The sequence below is a fragment of the Candidatus Poriferisodalis multihospitum genome (genome assembly GCF_028283155.1).
GTDB classification, from domain to species: domain Bacteria; phylum Actinomycetota; class Acidimicrobiia; order Acidimicrobiales; family Poriferisodalaceae; genus Poriferisodalis; species Poriferisodalis multihospitum.
In genome coordinates, this window is record NZ_JAPYOK010000109.1 from 34,608 (window position 1) to 49,640 (window position 15,033).

Consider the following 15,033-nt stretch of genomic DNA (forward strand, 5'->3'; position numbering starts at 1 on the left):
GAGTGGCCCGGTGCGCCGAACACGGACTCCACGCGGCCACCGCATCGGGGCGGCGCTCGCCGCCGTGGCGATGCGCCCGCGGTTGTGGCTCACTGCTGGACGAGCCATGAGGCGGCTGATCCCATCGCGCTGGTGGGTTCGCCCGCCGTTCCTGCCGGTGCCGCACCGCGACTATGTGCGATTCCGGCTGTTGACCGCCGTGGGTCCTGACAGCAGTGTTGCCGCCGAACCCGCTGATCTGATCCAATGGCTGGAATGGTGCCGACACTGGCCTGCCGCTGCTGCGGTGCACCCGTCGCATGAAGCCCGTGATCCTGAGCCGGCACTCCTGAGGCCGTGACATGACTTCCGTTCGAACGGTCGCGTACGCGCCCCAGCCAGTCGCCGATGCCGTCAACGGGAATGCCCTACCGGAGGCGTGCCCCGCTTCACCGACGGGCCGTGTTCGCGCGCGATGCCTACCGCTGCCAGTACTGCGGGAACCGGGCCGAGTGCATCGACCACGTCCACCCGCGCAGCCGCGGTGGGGAACACACGTGGGAGAACGTGGTGGCCTGCTGCCGGGCTTGCAACGTGGGCAAGGGAGACTCGTTGCTGTCAGAAGGCCGGTACAGGCTTCGCCAGACTCCCTACGCCCCCGAGCCTCTCGCCGTAGTGGCGGCGATGCGCAGCGATACTCCCACCGAGTGGACCGACTACCTCGGCGACCTACGGCCCCAGCTCGTCTGAACCGCGCTGTGCGAAAGCGCGGACGGCTGTCTGCCATCGTGTGCTTGTGGCCGCGTGGGTACGCGACGAATGGCACGCAAGCGCCGAACTGCTGCATGCACGTCCAATGCCGAGCGACGGTCGACGACGCGTCTCGTGGTTATGCCCGGCCGCACCTGCACTGATCCTGGGTTCTGCAAGTCCTGACCCCTTCGACGGGGTACGGACTGATCTCGTCCGGCGGCGCAGCGGTGGGGGTTTGGTGTGGTTGGATCCTGAGACAAGCGCGTGGGTAGATGTCTTCGTGCCCGCCGGTGATCCGGTCTGGCATGCAGACATCAGCAAGGCCTTTCATTGGCTGGGTCGCACGTTGGCCACGGCTTTCGCTGATGCCGGTGTCCCCGCAAGCGTGCATCCCGGCCCCTACGAAGCCGGGCCGTCCGATGGTCTGGTGTGTTTTGGGTCACTCGGCCCAGGCGAGGTAATGGTGGACGGCCGGAAGCTCGTCGGCATCTCCCAGCGTCGCACACGCGAAGGCAGCCGTTTCCAGTGCATCGCTTACGAACGCTTCGAACTCGGCCCCCTCGAAACTGCCTTGGATTCCGCCACCGCCGCCCGCGTCCACAACCAAGCAGTCGGCTGGGACGACCTCGGCATCACAGCTTCACCCACCCAAATCGCCAAGCAAATGGTGAGTTTCATCGCCGCGCACGACGCTGACTAGCGCCAGCCAAGCGTCCCGCGGGACACAGCAGCGGAGGCTGCAGGACCCTCTGCGGGTGAGCGCAACACATCAGGGGTGGACAGTGTGGGTGTTTTGCCCATAAAGTGGTGCGAAGTGGTTTGTAAGGGCAGAAATGCCCAAGCAGATCAGGTTCCTATTCGGACCCTGCGGAGGCCCTGCGGTGGAGAGTCTGTTCGTCGGTCAGCACGAGCACTCGCTCGATGCAAAGGGCCGCATCGTGCTGCCGGCGAGCTTTCGCAGCGCTTTCGAACCGTCCGGCTTCCTGATCAAGCACAGCGAGGGTTGTCTCGCGCTCATGACGCCGGACCGGTTCGGCGAGATCGCAGGCCGGATGTCCGAGCGCTCCCAGTCCGGCGGGCCGCACGGCCGCGCAGCCAAGCGCTCATTCGGAGCGGGAGCCGCCCGGGTCCTGCCGGACAAACAGGGCCGGATAGCGGTTCCTGAGGAGCTGCGCCGCTTCGCCGGCCTGCAGCGCGAATGTGTCGTGATCGGCGCGATTGATGAAGTCGAGATCTGGGACGCGGCGCGCTGGCACGAGATGAACGCCCAAGGCGAATCGCTCCTGGCGGCACCCGAGAGCGGCATCGAGGCAGCGGAGCAGGTGTAAGCGTGTCCACCGCTGCTCGTTCCTTCCACGAACCCGTCATGGTTGACGAGATCGCCGAAGTCTTCGCACCCGTCGCTGGCGGGCTGTTCGTCGACGCAACGTTGGGGGGAGGCGGTCACGCCGAGATGCTCCTGCGGCAGCATCCGGAGCGGCAGCTGCTCGGTATCGATCGCGATCCCGAAGCAATCGCATCAGCGCAGGAACGGCTTGCAGCCTTCGGGGACCGAGTCACGCTGCGCTGTGAGCGGTTTGACCGCCTCGGCGAGCTGGTCGATGCGGCCGCCGGAGGCCCGCTCACTGGTGTTCTGTTCGACTTCGGCGTCAGCAGTCATCAACTGGATGCGGGCGAGCGCGGTTTCTCCCACCGTCACGACGCCCAGCTGGACATGCGCATGGACTCCCGCTCGGAACTCGATGCCGCATGTGTCGTCAACACCTATGAGCTCGCTGAACTGCGAGATCTATTGAGGCGTCACGCGGACGAGCGTTACGCCCAGCGCATCGCCGCGGCGATTGTGGCCGCCAGACCGGTGCGCACCACTCGCCAACTGGCCGACATCGTCAAGGCTGCTGTGCCGGCCGCAGCGCGGCGCGGCCGGCGCCATCCGGCGATGCGCACGTTCGCGGCGATCCGCATCGAAGTGAATGACGAACTGAACCTCATCGAACCCGCAATGCGAGCGGCGCTCGCGCGCCTGCAACCACGTGGGCGCCTCGCAACGCTCGCCTATCACTCAGGAGAAGACAGCATCGTGAAGATCATCCTGCGAGAAGCAGCCGACGGGGTGTGCGAATGCCCTTCGACGTTGCCATGCATCTGCGGAGCGGCACCAACGGTTCGCCTGCTGCGTCGCAAGGTCACACGGCCCAGCGCTGCTGAGGTCGAACGGAACCCGCGTGCCGCCAGTGCCGTGATGCGCGCGGCGGAACGCCTCGAGCCTGCACGTCGCTGATCCCAGCGGCCCTAGAGAACAAGACGTAGCCCGATGGCCCTCGCCGCCGCCCACTTCACTTTCGCGGATGCGCCGCCGGCACGGGTGTCGACGCGGCGCGCGGTAGGGCTGCGTCTCGTCGGCGTCACTGCGCTGCTGGCGGCTGCTGCGATCACCGTGCTCGCCGGGCTTGCGGTGTTCCATTCGATGCTGGCAGCGGGTCAATACCGGCTGTCGGAGTTGGAGTCGGAGATCACGGCGGAGCGGGAGCGCCTGATCGACCTTCGCTACGAGCTGCAGATGCTCCATGGTCCCGCCGAGATCGAACTGATGGGGGTAGGGGCGCTCGGCCTGGTGAGCGCGACGGATCCGATCGATGTGCGGATCGAGCCGCGGCATATTGCCGCCGTCGACCCGCCGCAGCGAAGCATCCATGAAGGCGGAGACTGGCTTTCGATCAAGACGCTGCTGACCGACGCGTCCACAGCGCATGACCGACGTTCTTGAGCACGCCGAACGCCGCACAACTCCGGCGTCATGGCACCCGTCGATGGGTGCCCCGCCGGGGTTGCGATCATCGACGGCACGCACGGCAACCCGACGGCCTGACGCGGCGACCTCGCACCGGTGGCACCCGTCGTCAGGTGCGAAGACACCGCCTGGCGAACCGAGGTCGACACTTGCCGCAGAGCAGACCGACCGAAGGCCGCGCCAGCGCACGGCTCGCGCCGGGCCGCCGCGCCGGCGGGCGCTGCTGCTGATCGTCGCCAGCACGGTGGCACTGGCCACCCTGGGCGCTCGCTTGGTGCAAGTGCAGGTGCTCGATCGCGAGACCTACGCCGCCCTGGGCGAGCGTCAGGGCACGGCACAGTGGGAGCTCGAATCGGTGCGCGGGGCGATCCTCGACCGGAACCTGAACCTGCTAGCGGTATCGGACAACCTGCCCACCGTCTGGGCCGATCCTCGCCTGGTGACCGACCCGTACCAAACGGCTGCCATATTGGCGTCGGTGCTGGATGTCGACGCCGACGTCATCGCCGAACGGCTCGCGAGCGACCGGCATTTTGTGTACGTGGCGCGTCAAGTGAGCCCCGAAGACGGGCTGGCGGTGCAGGAACTGCAGCTTGCCGGCATCGGCGTACGCGGGGAGTCGTCGCGACTGCGGCCCAACGGCGACGACTTCGCCCGCGGGCTGCTCGGCGCCACCGACATTGATCAGAACCCGCTGGGTGGCGCTGAGAAGCAATTCGCCGAGGTGCTCGACGGCACAGACGGCCGTGAGGTGGCACGGATCGCCCAGAGCGGCATGCCGTTGCCGACAGGAACCGAGCTCTTTGAGCCCGTCAGCCATGGCGACGATGTGGTGCTCACACTGCATACCCAGATGCAATGGGTGGCGGAGCGATCCGTGAGCGAAGCGGTCCGAGCGACCAGTGCCGAGGGCGGCATGGTGGTGGTGATGCAGACCGATACCGGCGACGTGCTGGCGCTGGCGGCGGTCGCCCGCGACCCCGAGACCGGCGAGGTCAAGCCGGTGGCCTACAACCCTGCGTACACCGACGCCTTCGAGCCGGGGTCGGTGGCGAAGAGCTTCACCGTCGCCACAGCGCTGGAAGCAGGGCTCACCACGCCGGTCGAACTGCACTCGACGCCGGCCAGGTACACCGTCGCTGACAAGGAGTTCATCGAGCCCTACTCCAAGCCCAGCGACCAGATGACGACCTCGGAGATCCTCGTTCATTCATCGAACATCGGCACGATCAAGCTTGCCGAGCGGATCGGTGCCTCCGCGCTGCAGCGTTCGCTGCGATCGTTCGGCTTCGGCCGCCTGACCGGTGCCGACGAGGCCCCGGCCCTGCCCGGCGAGAGCCGCGGCATCTTGCGTGCCGCGAATCAATGGCGCGGCACCGACCTCGCCACGATCGCCTTCGGCCAGGGCATCGCCATGACGGCGATCCAGCTCGCTGCTGCCTACAACGCCATTGCCAACGACGGTGTCTACGTCACACCGCGCCTCGTGCTGGGCAGCGTGGGCAGCAACGGCGCACTGCGGCCTGCTGACCCTGTTCCGACGCACCGGGTGCTCTCGGAGCAAACTGCTCAGCAGATGCAGGCCATCCTGGCCGACGTCGTTCGCTCGGGCACGGGCAAGCGAGCCGCCATCGACGGCTACCAGGTGGCGGGCAAGACCGGCACTGCGCAGAAACCCAGCCCTGATGGCGGTTACTCCTCCGAGGCCTACACGAGCTCCTTCGCAGGGTTCCTCCCTGCTGACCGACCTGAGCTCACCGTGGTGGTGGTGCTTGACGAGCCGGACGAATACCGGGCCGCCATCGTGGCCGCACCAGTCTTCGCAGAAGTCGCCGAGTACGCCCTGCGCATGCTCCAGGTGTCGCCAGATGCCTGAGCGGCGAGGCAGCGCGCCGGCCCAGCCGATACCGCTGGAGGAGTTGGCTGCGGCAATCGGCGGCACCTGCGTGTGGTCCCCGAGCCAGCGCAGCGACCAGTCCGCGGCACCGGCGCTGCTCGTGCGCGACATCACCCACGACAGCCGTTCAGTCACGCCCGGTGCGCTGTTCGGCTGCGTGGTGGGGCAGCGCCACGACGGCCACCACTTTGCCGCTCAGGCGTTGAATGCGGGTGCTGCGGCGTTGCTGGTGTCTCAGGTCCTCGATGTCGATGTGCCCCAGATAGTCGTGCCCGACGTGCGAGACGTACTCGGGCTGGCGTCAGCTGCGGTGTGGGGGCAGCCATGGCACCGTTGCCAGGTCGTAGGCATCACCGGGACAGCGGGCAAGACCACGGTCACGCATGCAATCGCCGCCATTGCGAGCGCGTGCGGTACCACTTGTGAGGTCATGGGCACGCTGGACGGATCGCACACCACGCCCGAGGCACCCGACCTGTGCCGACGTCTCAGCCAGGCCGCCGATGCGGGCGCCGGGATGGTGGTGCTGGAGGTGTCGTCTCACGCGCTCGCCCAAGGCAGGGTTGACGGTGCCTCCTTCGCTGCCGGCGTGTTCACGAACCTCGGCCATGAGCATCTCGACTTCCACGAGACGATGGAGGATTACTTCAACGCCAAGGCGCGGCTCTTTGACGGTCGCAGCGAGATAGCGGTGCTGAACGTTGCCGATACGTGGGGTCGCCGCCTGGCATCGATGGCCGCCGGCACAACCGCCGACGTCGTCGAGTGGCAGCCTTCTGATATCGACCGAATCGTTGTGAGCACGGCGGGAATCAGCGGCCGTTGGCGCGGCCGATCCGTGCACTGTGGGCTGCTGGGCCGGTTCAATGCTGCGAACGTGGCGGCCGCAGCGGCAACGGCCAGCGCACTCGGATTCGATGATGACGCGATTGCCGACGCGATCGCCGCTGTGTCCCCGGTACGAGGGCGTCTGTGGCCCGTCAGCGGTCCCGATGATGACGTCACGGTCTTGGTCGACTACGCCCACAAGCCAGATGCACTTGCCGCCGCATTGGCCAGCGCGCGTGAGCTCGGATCTGCGAGCGGCCGTCTGTGGGCAGTGTTCGGAGCGGGCGGCGATCGGGATCAGTCGAAGCGGGCGCTCATGGGCGCCGCCGCGGACCGCCATGCCGATGTGCTCATCCTGACCTCCGACAACCCGCGCAGCGAAGATCCTGCTCGGATCGCAGCCGGCATCGCAGCCGGCGTGGTCAGTCGACATGACGCAGACGACAGCTTGCACGTCGAATTGGACAGATCGAGCGCCATCTCGTACGCCGTCCGGCACGCTCAGGCGGGCGATGTGATCGTGGTCGCCGGAAAGGGCCACGAGACAGCGCAGGTGAGTGCAGGGCATTCCGTGCCCTTCGATGACGCAGTCGTTGCTGCCGAGCACTTGCGGCGGCGCAGGAGTGCGCAGGGATGATCGCGCTCCTCATCGCCGCTAGCTCAGCGATGTTCGTTTCGCTCGTGGGAACTCGCTACCTCATTCCGTGGCTGCAGGCGCGAGGCGTCGGCCAGCCGATCCGCCTCGACGGCCCCCGAGGTCACATCACCAAAGCGGGCACGCCGACCATGGGCGGCGTTGCGGTCGTCGCCGCTGCCGTCGTGGGATACGTCGTCAGCCACCTGCGAGCGGAGACGGTCATCACGCGGTCGGGCATCGTGCTGCTGGCAGCCGTGTGCGGTGCAGGCCTCGTGGGCTTGGCCGACGACTGGATCAAGGTGAGCCGCGAGCGCAACTTGGGATTGAACAAGCGGGCCAAGCTGATCGGGCTGATCGCGGTAGGCACGGGCTTTGCCGTCGCATCGGCGTGGTGGGTGAACCTCGATACCGCTGTCGCATTCACACGGCTGGACGGCAACGCACTTCGGGTTCCCGCCGCAGTGTGGATCCTGTGGGCGGTCATCATCGTTCTCGGTACGTCGAACGCAGTCAACCTGACAGACGGGCTGGACGGCCTCGCCGCCGGAGCTGCCGCAGTGGCGTTCGCGGCTTTCGTGGTTGTCGGGTACTGGGCATTCCGTCACCCCATCTCCTACGACGTCAAGCACCCGCTGGACCTCGCCATCATCGCCGCCGCCATGGCCGGTGCCTGTGCAGGATTCCTGTGGTGGAACGCGCCCCCGGCGCGGATCTTCATGGGCGATACAGGTTCGCTGGCCATCGGCACTGCGATGGCTGGGCTCGCAATGCTGTTGCACGTCGATCTCCTGCTCCCTGTGATCGGTGGCCTCTACGTCATCGAGACCGCATCGGTGATCATCCAGGTGGGCTCATTCCGGCTCTTCGGCCGCCGCTTGTTCCGGATGGCGCCGATGCACCACCACCTCGAGCTGGGCGGATGGCCGGAAACCACCGTGCTCATCCGTCTCTGGGTCGTGAACAGCCTGCTCGTCGCGCTGGCATTGGGCATGTACTACGCGGACTTTCTGAGCCTGGATCTCGTCGAAATCCCGGCGGGTTCGTTGTGACTCCGCCAACATGCGTTCTCTCGTGGCCTTCAGTGCTGTGCTGCTGCTACCGACTGCCGGTTGGTTCGTTGTGACTCCGCCAACATGCGTTCTCTCGTGGACTTCAGTGCTGTGCTGCTGCTACCGACTGCCGGTTGGTTCGTTGTGAGCGTCCACGACTTGACGCCCGCAGACGGGCCGGTCGTCTTGGTGGGCATGGGAGTGACCGGACGCGCAGTGGCCTCCGCGCTCGCGGCGCGCGGTCATGAGGTGATCGCGGCGGACGACCGACCAGGCGAAGCGGCGCGCAGAGGGGTCGGCGCAGATGCTGCGTTCGGCGAGATTCACGATTCCACCGATGCGACCCTGCTCAGGAAGCTGGTATCGGGCGCCGCGGCCGTCGTGCCCGCTCCGGGCGTGCCGCCGCGACACCTCAGCTACACGCTGGCGGATGCGGCCGGAGTGCCGGTGGTGAGCGAGTTGGATCTGGCAGCGCAGTGGGACAGCCGACCCCTCGCGGCAATCACGGGCACCAATGGCAAGACGACGGTCACGGTCCTCACTGAGCGAATGCTGAACCGGAGTGGAGTCTCCGCTGTCGGCGCCGGCAATACAGATATCGCTCTGGTGGACGCTATTGACCGTGAGATCTCCACGTTCGTAGTGGAGGCATCGTCATTCAGGCTGCACCGGGCGCGCAGATTCGCTCCCGCTGTCGCTGCGTGGCTGAATCTGGCTCCCGATCATCTCGACTGGCATCCTGACCTGCGCGATTACGCCGCTTCCAAAGCCAGGATCTGGGCGGCCCAGGGTCCCGACGACGTCGCAGTGGTTCCCCTAGGCGACACCGATATCGAACCGTGGACGTCCGGGATCCGTTCACGGCGCGTGACGTTCGCGACGCCCCAGCAACTTGAGGCACCGTGCGATGTGCACTACGAGCGCGGCGTCTTGGTCGCGCATGGCGACAGCATCGTGGCGGCGGCGGACTTGCCCCGACGGCGTCCCCATGACTTGTCGAATGCCGCCGCTGCAACGGCTGTTGCGCTGGAGATGGGTGCATCCGCCGAGGCGGTGGCGACGGAGTTGCGGTCATTCGATGGGCTGCCTCACCGACTGGCATTCGCAGGTCGCGTCGGCGAGGTGAGCTTTTACGACGACAGTAAGGCCACAGCGCCGCACGCGACGGTGGCAGCGCTGCGCGGCTTCTCCGACGCGGTGCTGATCGCGGGCGGCCGGAACAAGGGTCTCGATCTCGGGGAGCTTGCCGCCGTTGCCCCACACGTTCACGGCGTCGTGGCGATAGGTGAGGCCGCCGGCGAGGTTGTCGACTGCTTCAGCCAACCTGCATGCGGCCAGATCGAGCTCGTCCGGGCCGACTCGATGCACGAGGCTGTGGAGGCTGCCCACCGGATGGCGCAACCCGACCGCGACGTGGTGCTGTCGCCCGGGTGCGCTTCGTTCGACTGGTACTCAAGCTATGGACAGCGAGGGGAGCACTTCAGTACGGCCGTGGCCGGCCTCGCCGAGCGCACGCGCTCGCACGCTCCGACGGGTGACAAGCAATGAGCAAGCTGGATCTTCCGCGCACGCCACCGGGACGGGCTCGCTCAGGTCCGTCGGTGCGCTATGCCGCCGTCCTGTCTGCGGTGTTCCTGTTGCTGCTCACCGGTGTTGTGCTGGTGCTGTCGGCCACCTCGGCGACCGGAATCGAATCGTCTGACCGTCCATTGCAGTACTTCACCCGGCACCTGTGGTCGGTTGGGATCGCTGTTGCCGTGCTGCTCGTCACGCTTGGCGTCGATTACCGGCACTGGCGGCGCATGGCATTGCCCCTCGCAGCTGCGAGCGTGAGCTTGTTGGTCATCGTGCTGGCGGTGGGCCAACGCACCGGCGGCGCCCGACGCTGGATTGAAATCGGCCAGTTCAGCATTCAGCCATCGGAGACAGCCAAACTGGCGCTCATCGTGGCGTTGGCCGCTTTCCTCGACGCCCGCCAGGATCAGATCGAGCGACCCGACCGGATCCTGCGGCCCGCCATGCTCCTGCTCACCGCCGGGTGCTCGCTGGTATTGCTGCAGCCGGACCTGGGAACCACCCTCATCCTGGCGGGCATCGGGGTCGGCATGCTCTTCGTCGCCGGCCTGCCAGGCCGCGATCTGGCGAAGATCGCGGCAATGGTCGTTGTGGCGGCACCCTTGCTGGCGTATGCGGCGCCGTACCGCCGCGCGCGGCTGGCGGGCTTCCTGGACCCGATCGCAGAACGGTCCGAGAGCGGCTACCAGACATTCCAGAGCCTGGTGGGTCTGGCGCAGGGAGGACTGCGCGGCACTGGGTTGGGCGCAGGCCAGGCCAAGTGGGGCTGGGTGCCCAATGCACCCACCGACTTCATTTTTGTCATAGTCGGAGAGGAGATGGGCCTCCTCGGCGCCCTCGGGCTCCTGACGCTGCTGGGGGTTGTCGGCATCGGGGGGCTCCGGACGAGCCAGAAAGCGCCAGAGCTGTTCGGTTCGCTGCTCGCAGCCGGCATCGCCATCTGGTTCGTGCTCCAGACGCTGGTGAACGTCGGCGGTGTGGTTGGATTGCTTCCGGTGACTGGTGTGACTCTGCCGTTCCTGTCCTTCGGCGGTTCGTCGCTGGTGGTGACGGCAGCGGCCGCCGGTTTGCTGCTGAATGTGACGCGGCGATCCGGCTGAGCCGTGGCCACACCCGGCAGCGCCCCCAGCCTCCTGATCGCGGGAGGCGGAACCGCGGGGCACCTGATGCCTGGCCTGGCGGTGGCTTCCGCGCTGACTGAGCGCGGCTGGCCCGCAGAGCGCATCCACTTCGTCGGCAGCGCCCGTGGCATCGATTCGCAGATCGTGCCGGACGCCGGCTTCGGCGTGACCTTGCTGGGAGGTCGTGGCCTCACTGCACGCCGGGTGAACCTGACCAACGCGCGCGCTGCAGCGAGCTTGGCGTGGGCCACAGTGCGCGGCATCGCGCTCGTGAGACGGCGGCGTCCAGCCGCGGTGCTGTCGCTGGGCGGCTACGCCGCGCTTCCCGCGACGGTGGGAGCGGTGATCTGGCGGGTGCCGTTGGTGATCGCCGAGCAGAACGCAGTGGCATCGGCAACGAACCGCCTGCTGGGCCGATTTGCACGTGCTGCGGCCGTACCGGTCCGCGGGACAGGGCTGCACCGGGAGGTGGTGACCGGGAATCCAGTGCGCCCGGAAGTCGTCGAGGCTGCACACGAAGCGGCAGATGCCCGCACCCGGCTCGGCTGGCCCTCGGACGCCACCGCCGTGGTCGTATTCGGTGGTTCGCTGGGCTCGCGCCGGATCAACACCGCTGTCTGGATGGCGTTGGCGTCGCTGCGCGACCGCGACGGCCTGTTCATATACCACGTGGTGGGCAAGCGCGACTGGGACGAGCGTCCATCGCCGCCGCCTCCGCGCCCCGACGGTTCGCGGGTGCGCGATTGGTACCGGGCCGTGCCGTTCGATGAGCAGCTGCCCGTGGCATTGGCCGCAGCCGATTTGGCGATCTGCCGCGCCGGTGCATCGACGGTGGCAGAGCTGTCGGTCATCGGCACGCCGGCAGTGCTCGTGCCCTTGCCGATAGCGACCAATGACCACCAGCGTCGCAATGCGGAAGAGCTGGTGGCAATGGGCGGGGCACGTGTCGTCGTCGATGCCGAGTTCGACGGGGGCCGAATGCTCGCCGAGCTTGATCAGATGCTGGGATGGCAGCACCGGGCGTCGGCCGGGCGTCTCCCCGAAGCGACCTTCGGTCGCCAAGACTCCGCTCAACGGGTCGCAGAGCTCGTGATACAGCACAGTTCAGCGGTTCCTGGCTCAGTGAGGCACGCGGATCCTGCACCGAGAAAGCACACAACGTGACCATTTCGCCGTCCATCGAGCCAGCGCTCCTGACCCAGGGGCCGTCGGGCCGGTCACCCGATCTTGAGGAGCCTCGCAGCATCCACCTGGTGGGTGCCGGTGGCGCGGGCATGAATGCCATCGGGCTGGTGCTCGCCGAGATGGGCCACGGCGTCAGCGGCAGCGACCTGAGGGCGGGCCCCGGCATGACTCGGCTCGCAGCTCACGGTGCCCAGGTCATGATCGGCCACGACGCCGCCAACATCGGCTCGGCAGACATCGTGGCCCATTCGAGTGCGGTGCCCCAAGGCAATGTGGAGCTCGTCGAGGCCCGCCGCCGGGGCATTCCGGTGCTCAGCCGGGCTGAGCTGCTCTCAGGGATCTGCCGGTGCAAGCAGACGCTGGCGGTCGGCGGAACCCATGGCAAGACGACCACTTCGTCGATGCTGGCGCTGTGCCTGGTCGCGGCCGGCGAACACCCCTCATTCCTCGTAGGCGGCGAGGTGAACGAGATCGGCTCCGGCGCCGTCTGGGACACAGCAGGGGAGTGGTTCGTTGTCGAAGCAGACGAATCCGACGGGACGTTCCTGGCACTGGGCGCCGATGCGGTGGTCGTGACGAACATCGAACCCGACCATCTCGACCACTACGGGAGCTTCGACGAGCTCGCAGCCGCATTCGAAGCCTTCGCCGGCAACGCTGGAGGGCCGCGCATCGTGTGTGCCGATGACCAGCGAGCGGCCGCCATGGCCGAGCGCGTCGGTGGCTGCGTGACCTATGGGACGGTCCCCCACGCTGACTACCGGATCACCGACATGCACAGCTCGCGCACCGGCGCCGGCTTCGAATTGAGCAACGGCACCACGTCGATCGGCCGTTGCGAGCTGCCGCTGCCCGGGCTGCACAACGTGACGAATGCGGCAGGTGCTCTTGCGGCAGCGCTCGAGCTCGGGGCCGCAGCCACACCGATGATCGACGCCCTCGGTCGATTTGCCGGCGTGTCCCGGCGGTTCGAACGACGCGGCGAGCGCGACGGGGTGTCGTTCATCGACGACTACGCGCATCTGCCCACCGAGGTGGCCGCTGCGATTGCCGCTGCTCGCAGCGGAGGCTGGAAGCGGATAGTCGCCGTTTTCCAGCCGCACCGCTACTCGCGGACCGCAGCACTCTGGCAGGACTTTGCGGACTCCTTCGCAGATGCCGACCAGGTGGTGCTCACCGGCATCTACGGTGCCGGCGAGCTGGCTCTGCCCGGCGTGTCCGCCGAGCTGGTGCTCGGCGCCCTGCTCGACTCCCATCCATATGCGTCTGTGGCTTATCTTCCGGGCCGGACTGAACTGCGCTCGTACCTGCGCACCAACTTGCGGCCCGGCGACCTGTGCCTCACGTTGGGCGCCGGCGACCTGACGACGCTCCCAGACGAGCTGCTGCATGTCGCCTGAATGCCGCTCTCCGGGGCCATGGTCGAACCCCGATGCAGTCCAACGTGCGGTGGCAGTGCTGGGCGATGCAGCCCGCGTCGATGCGCCGCTGGGAGCGTTGACCACCTCAAGAGTCGGCGGCCCGGCAGCGGTGGCCTATGTGGCAAACGGCATGCCCGACCTGCAACGCGCGGCTGAGGCCGCAGCAGCATCCGGGCTGGAGATACTCGTCGTCGGGCGAGGATCGAACCTGCTGGTGGCAGACCGAGGATTCGAGGGCATCGCACTCTTTCTCGGCGATGCCTATGCAAAAGTCGAATTCGACAGCGCGGACGCCACGGTCACTGCGGGCGCATCTGTGGCGCTGCCAGTGCTCGCACGCCAGTGTGCCGCGGCAGGGCTCGGCGGCCTGGAATGGGCTGTTGGTGTGCCGGGTTCCGTGGGCGGAGCCGTGCGCATGAACGCAGGGGGGCACGGCAGCGATATGGCGTCGTGCTTGATCGACGCTGACATCGTCGATCTGGAAGCCGGGACCGGAGCTGTCCACGATGTCAGCGCGCTGAACCTGAAGTACCGCAGCAGCGGCCTCCAGAACCGTCACGTCGTGGTTCGTGCGCGGTTGAGCGGGCGGCAAGCGCCCCCTTCGACGGTGACGGATCAGATAGCGGACATCGTCCGTTGGCGCAGAGAACACCAGCCCGGCGGGCAGAACTCCGGTTCGGTCTTCATGAACCCGCCCCTGACCTCGACTGGAACAGTGTCCGCAGGAGCCCATATCGACCAGACAGGTCTTCGCGGATTGCGCATGGGCACTGCCGAGGTGTCACGCCTGCACGCAAACTTCATCGTCTCGGATCCCGGCGGCACGGCGGCCGATGTCGTCGCACTCATGGCCGAAATCCGGCGCCGTGTCGCCGAGTCGACCGGCATCGTGCTGCAGCCCGAAGTCCGCATGGTCGGCTTCGAGGCGACGCCGACACCGTCTTGAATGATGTCGAGGGGGGATACGAAGTCTGCCGATCAGCAACGCCGGCGCCGGTGGCTGACCGTGACGGCGCTTGCTGCGGTTGCCGCAGCAGTCGCGACGATCCTTCTCGCAGCAGGCACCTTCGAGACCGACCGGATCCACTTCAGCGGCCTGCATCGCGTGAGTTACGACGAGGCATACGAAGCCGCCGGCATCCGTCCTGGGGACTTCATGGGAACACTCGACACCGGCGGAGCAGAACGGTCACTCGAGAGCCTGCCTTGGGTCGCCGACGCGCGTGTCCGACGTCGATGGCCTGCAACGGTGGACGTGGATGTCGTCGAGCGCGCCCCAGCGGCGGTTGCGCTCGCCGCTCCCAGCAGCTGGGTTCTCTTGGACATCGAAGGTCGGATCCTCACTTCGCCGCTCACTGTCGTGCCTGAGCTGCCGCGCCTGTCAGGCATTGCTGCTGCGCCAGAACCGGGTGCTTTCCTCGCAAGCGATGCGAATGCGCTGCTCGCCGCGTTGAGTGCAGCGCAAGGGCAGCCGGAGTTCGAGGTTGCTGCGCTGTGGCGGGACAGGCGCGGTGACCTGCGTGCGCGCGTACGGCAACAGCCAGGAGATCTTGTGCTGGAAGTCGCGCTGGGGGACGAGTCGGCGATCGGGGCCAAGACGGCGGCGATTGCCGCGGTCATCGGAGAGATGACGGCCTCTGATGCCATCTTGGATGTGTCGGTTCCGCACCTGCCGGTGCTCCGCCCGTCGGGTTGAGAGGCTGAGCGCAGGGTCTTGCCGATTGACAGAGGCATCAGTACTGTCGTCAATTGCGCTATTTTCCCGTAGAAGGTGCCCGTCGGCGGCACGTCTGATGT

Annotated in this window: 15 protein-coding genes; all 15 read left to right on the top strand. The window is 67.2% G+C overall.

The genetic code is table 11. The features are described 5' to 3' along the window. Positions 1 to 10 precede the first annotated feature (10 nt). The 15 genes from VI480_RS12495 (at position 11) to VI480_RS12565 (ending at position 14,932) form a co-directional block, all read left to right on the top strand. Positions 11 to 340 (top strand): hypothetical protein, encoded by a 330-nt coding sequence (locus VI480_RS12495; RefSeq protein ID WP_323673180.1) that lies wholly within the window; start codon positions 11 to 13, stop codon positions 338 to 340. 101 nt (positions 341 to 441) lie between these two features. Beyond that, complete coding sequence (locus VI480_RS12500; RefSeq protein WP_323673181.1) at positions 442 to 729, top strand: HNH endonuclease; 288 nt, start codon at positions 442 to 444, stop codon at positions 727 to 729. 106 nt (positions 730 to 835) lie between these two features. Next, positions 836 to 1,432: a lipoyl protein ligase domain-containing protein gene (locus VI480_RS12505; RefSeq protein ID WP_323673182.1), complete on the top strand. Its 597-nt coding sequence runs from the start codon at positions 836 to 838 to the stop codon at positions 1,430 to 1,432. A 181-nt stretch (positions 1,433 to 1,613) separates the two neighbouring features. After that, positions 1,614 to 2,060, top strand: coding sequence for a hypothetical protein (locus VI480_RS12510; RefSeq protein WP_323673183.1), 447 nt, complete (start codon positions 1,614 to 1,616; stop codon positions 2,058 to 2,060). Between the two features lie 2 nt (positions 2,061 to 2,062). Beyond that, a complete protein-coding gene (gene rsmH / locus VI480_RS12515) occupies positions 2,063 to 3,013 on the top strand; it encodes a 16S rRNA (cytosine(1402)-N(4))-methyltransferase RsmH (protein ID WP_323673184.1) in 951 nt (316 codons plus the stop codon). Positions 3,014 to 3,046: 33 nt separating this feature from the next. Then, the gene (locus tag VI480_RS12520; RefSeq protein WP_323673185.1) at positions 3,047 to 3,499 is read left to right on the top strand and encodes a hypothetical protein; all 453 of its coding nucleotides are present in this window, start codon (positions 3,047 to 3,049) and stop codon (positions 3,497 to 3,499) included. A gap of 268 nt (positions 3,500 to 3,767) precedes the next feature. After that, a complete protein-coding gene (locus tag VI480_RS12525) occupies positions 3,768 to 5,399 on the top strand; it encodes a penicillin-binding protein 2 (protein ID WP_323673186.1) in 1,632 nt (543 codons plus the stop codon). Further along, positions 5,392 to 6,885, top strand: a complete 1,494-nt coding sequence (locus VI480_RS12530; protein WP_323673187.1) for a UDP-N-acetylmuramoyl-L-alanyl-D-glutamate--2,6-diaminopimelate ligase — start codon at positions 5,392 to 5,394, stop codon at positions 6,883 to 6,885. Before VI480_RS12525 ends, VI480_RS12530 begins: the two co-directional genes overlap by 8 nt. After that, positions 6,882 to 7,934 (top strand): phospho-N-acetylmuramoyl-pentapeptide-transferase, encoded by a 1,053-nt coding sequence (gene mraY, locus VI480_RS12535; protein ID WP_323673188.1) that lies wholly within the window; start codon positions 6,882 to 6,884, stop codon positions 7,932 to 7,934. Before VI480_RS12530 ends, mraY begins: the two co-directional genes overlap by 4 nt. Before the next feature lie 84 nt (positions 7,935 to 8,018). After that, a complete protein-coding gene (gene murD / locus VI480_RS12540; protein WP_323673189.1) occupies positions 8,019 to 9,482 on the top strand; it encodes a UDP-N-acetylmuramoyl-L-alanine--D-glutamate ligase in 1,464 nt (487 codons plus the stop codon). After that, positions 9,479 to 10,609 (top strand): putative lipid II flippase FtsW, encoded by a 1,131-nt coding sequence (ftsW, locus tag VI480_RS12545; protein WP_323673190.1) that lies wholly within the window; start codon positions 9,479 to 9,481, stop codon positions 10,607 to 10,609. Before murD ends, ftsW begins: the two co-directional genes overlap by 4 nt. A 3-nt stretch (positions 10,610 to 10,612) precedes the next feature. Next, on the top strand, positions 10,613 to 11,794 hold the full coding sequence (locus tag VI480_RS12550; protein WP_323673191.1) for a UDP-N-acetylglucosamine--N-acetylmuramyl-(pentapeptide) pyrophosphoryl-undecaprenol N-acetylglucosamine transferase: 1,182 nt from the start codon (positions 10,613 to 10,615) through the stop codon (positions 11,792 to 11,794). Beyond that, complete coding sequence (gene murC, locus VI480_RS12555; RefSeq protein ID WP_323673192.1) at positions 11,791 to 13,215, top strand: UDP-N-acetylmuramate--L-alanine ligase; 1,425 nt, start codon at positions 11,791 to 11,793, stop codon at positions 13,213 to 13,215. The genes VI480_RS12550 and murC overlap by 4 nt, the downstream gene beginning before the upstream one ends. Before the next feature lie 49 nt (positions 13,216 to 13,264). Then, positions 13,265 to 14,182 carry a UDP-N-acetylmuramate dehydrogenase gene (gene murB, locus VI480_RS12560; RefSeq protein ID WP_323673193.1) on the top strand — a complete coding sequence of 306 codons (918 nt, stop codon included), beginning with the start codon at positions 13,265 to 13,267 and terminating at the stop codon, positions 14,180 to 14,182. 60 nt (positions 14,183 to 14,242) lie between these two features. Next, the gene (locus tag VI480_RS12565) at positions 14,243 to 14,932 is read left to right on the top strand and encodes a cell division protein FtsQ/DivIB (RefSeq protein WP_323673194.1); all 690 of its coding nucleotides are present in this window, start codon (positions 14,243 to 14,245) and stop codon (positions 14,930 to 14,932) included. The last annotated feature ends 101 nt before the right edge of the window (positions 14,933 to 15,033 follow it).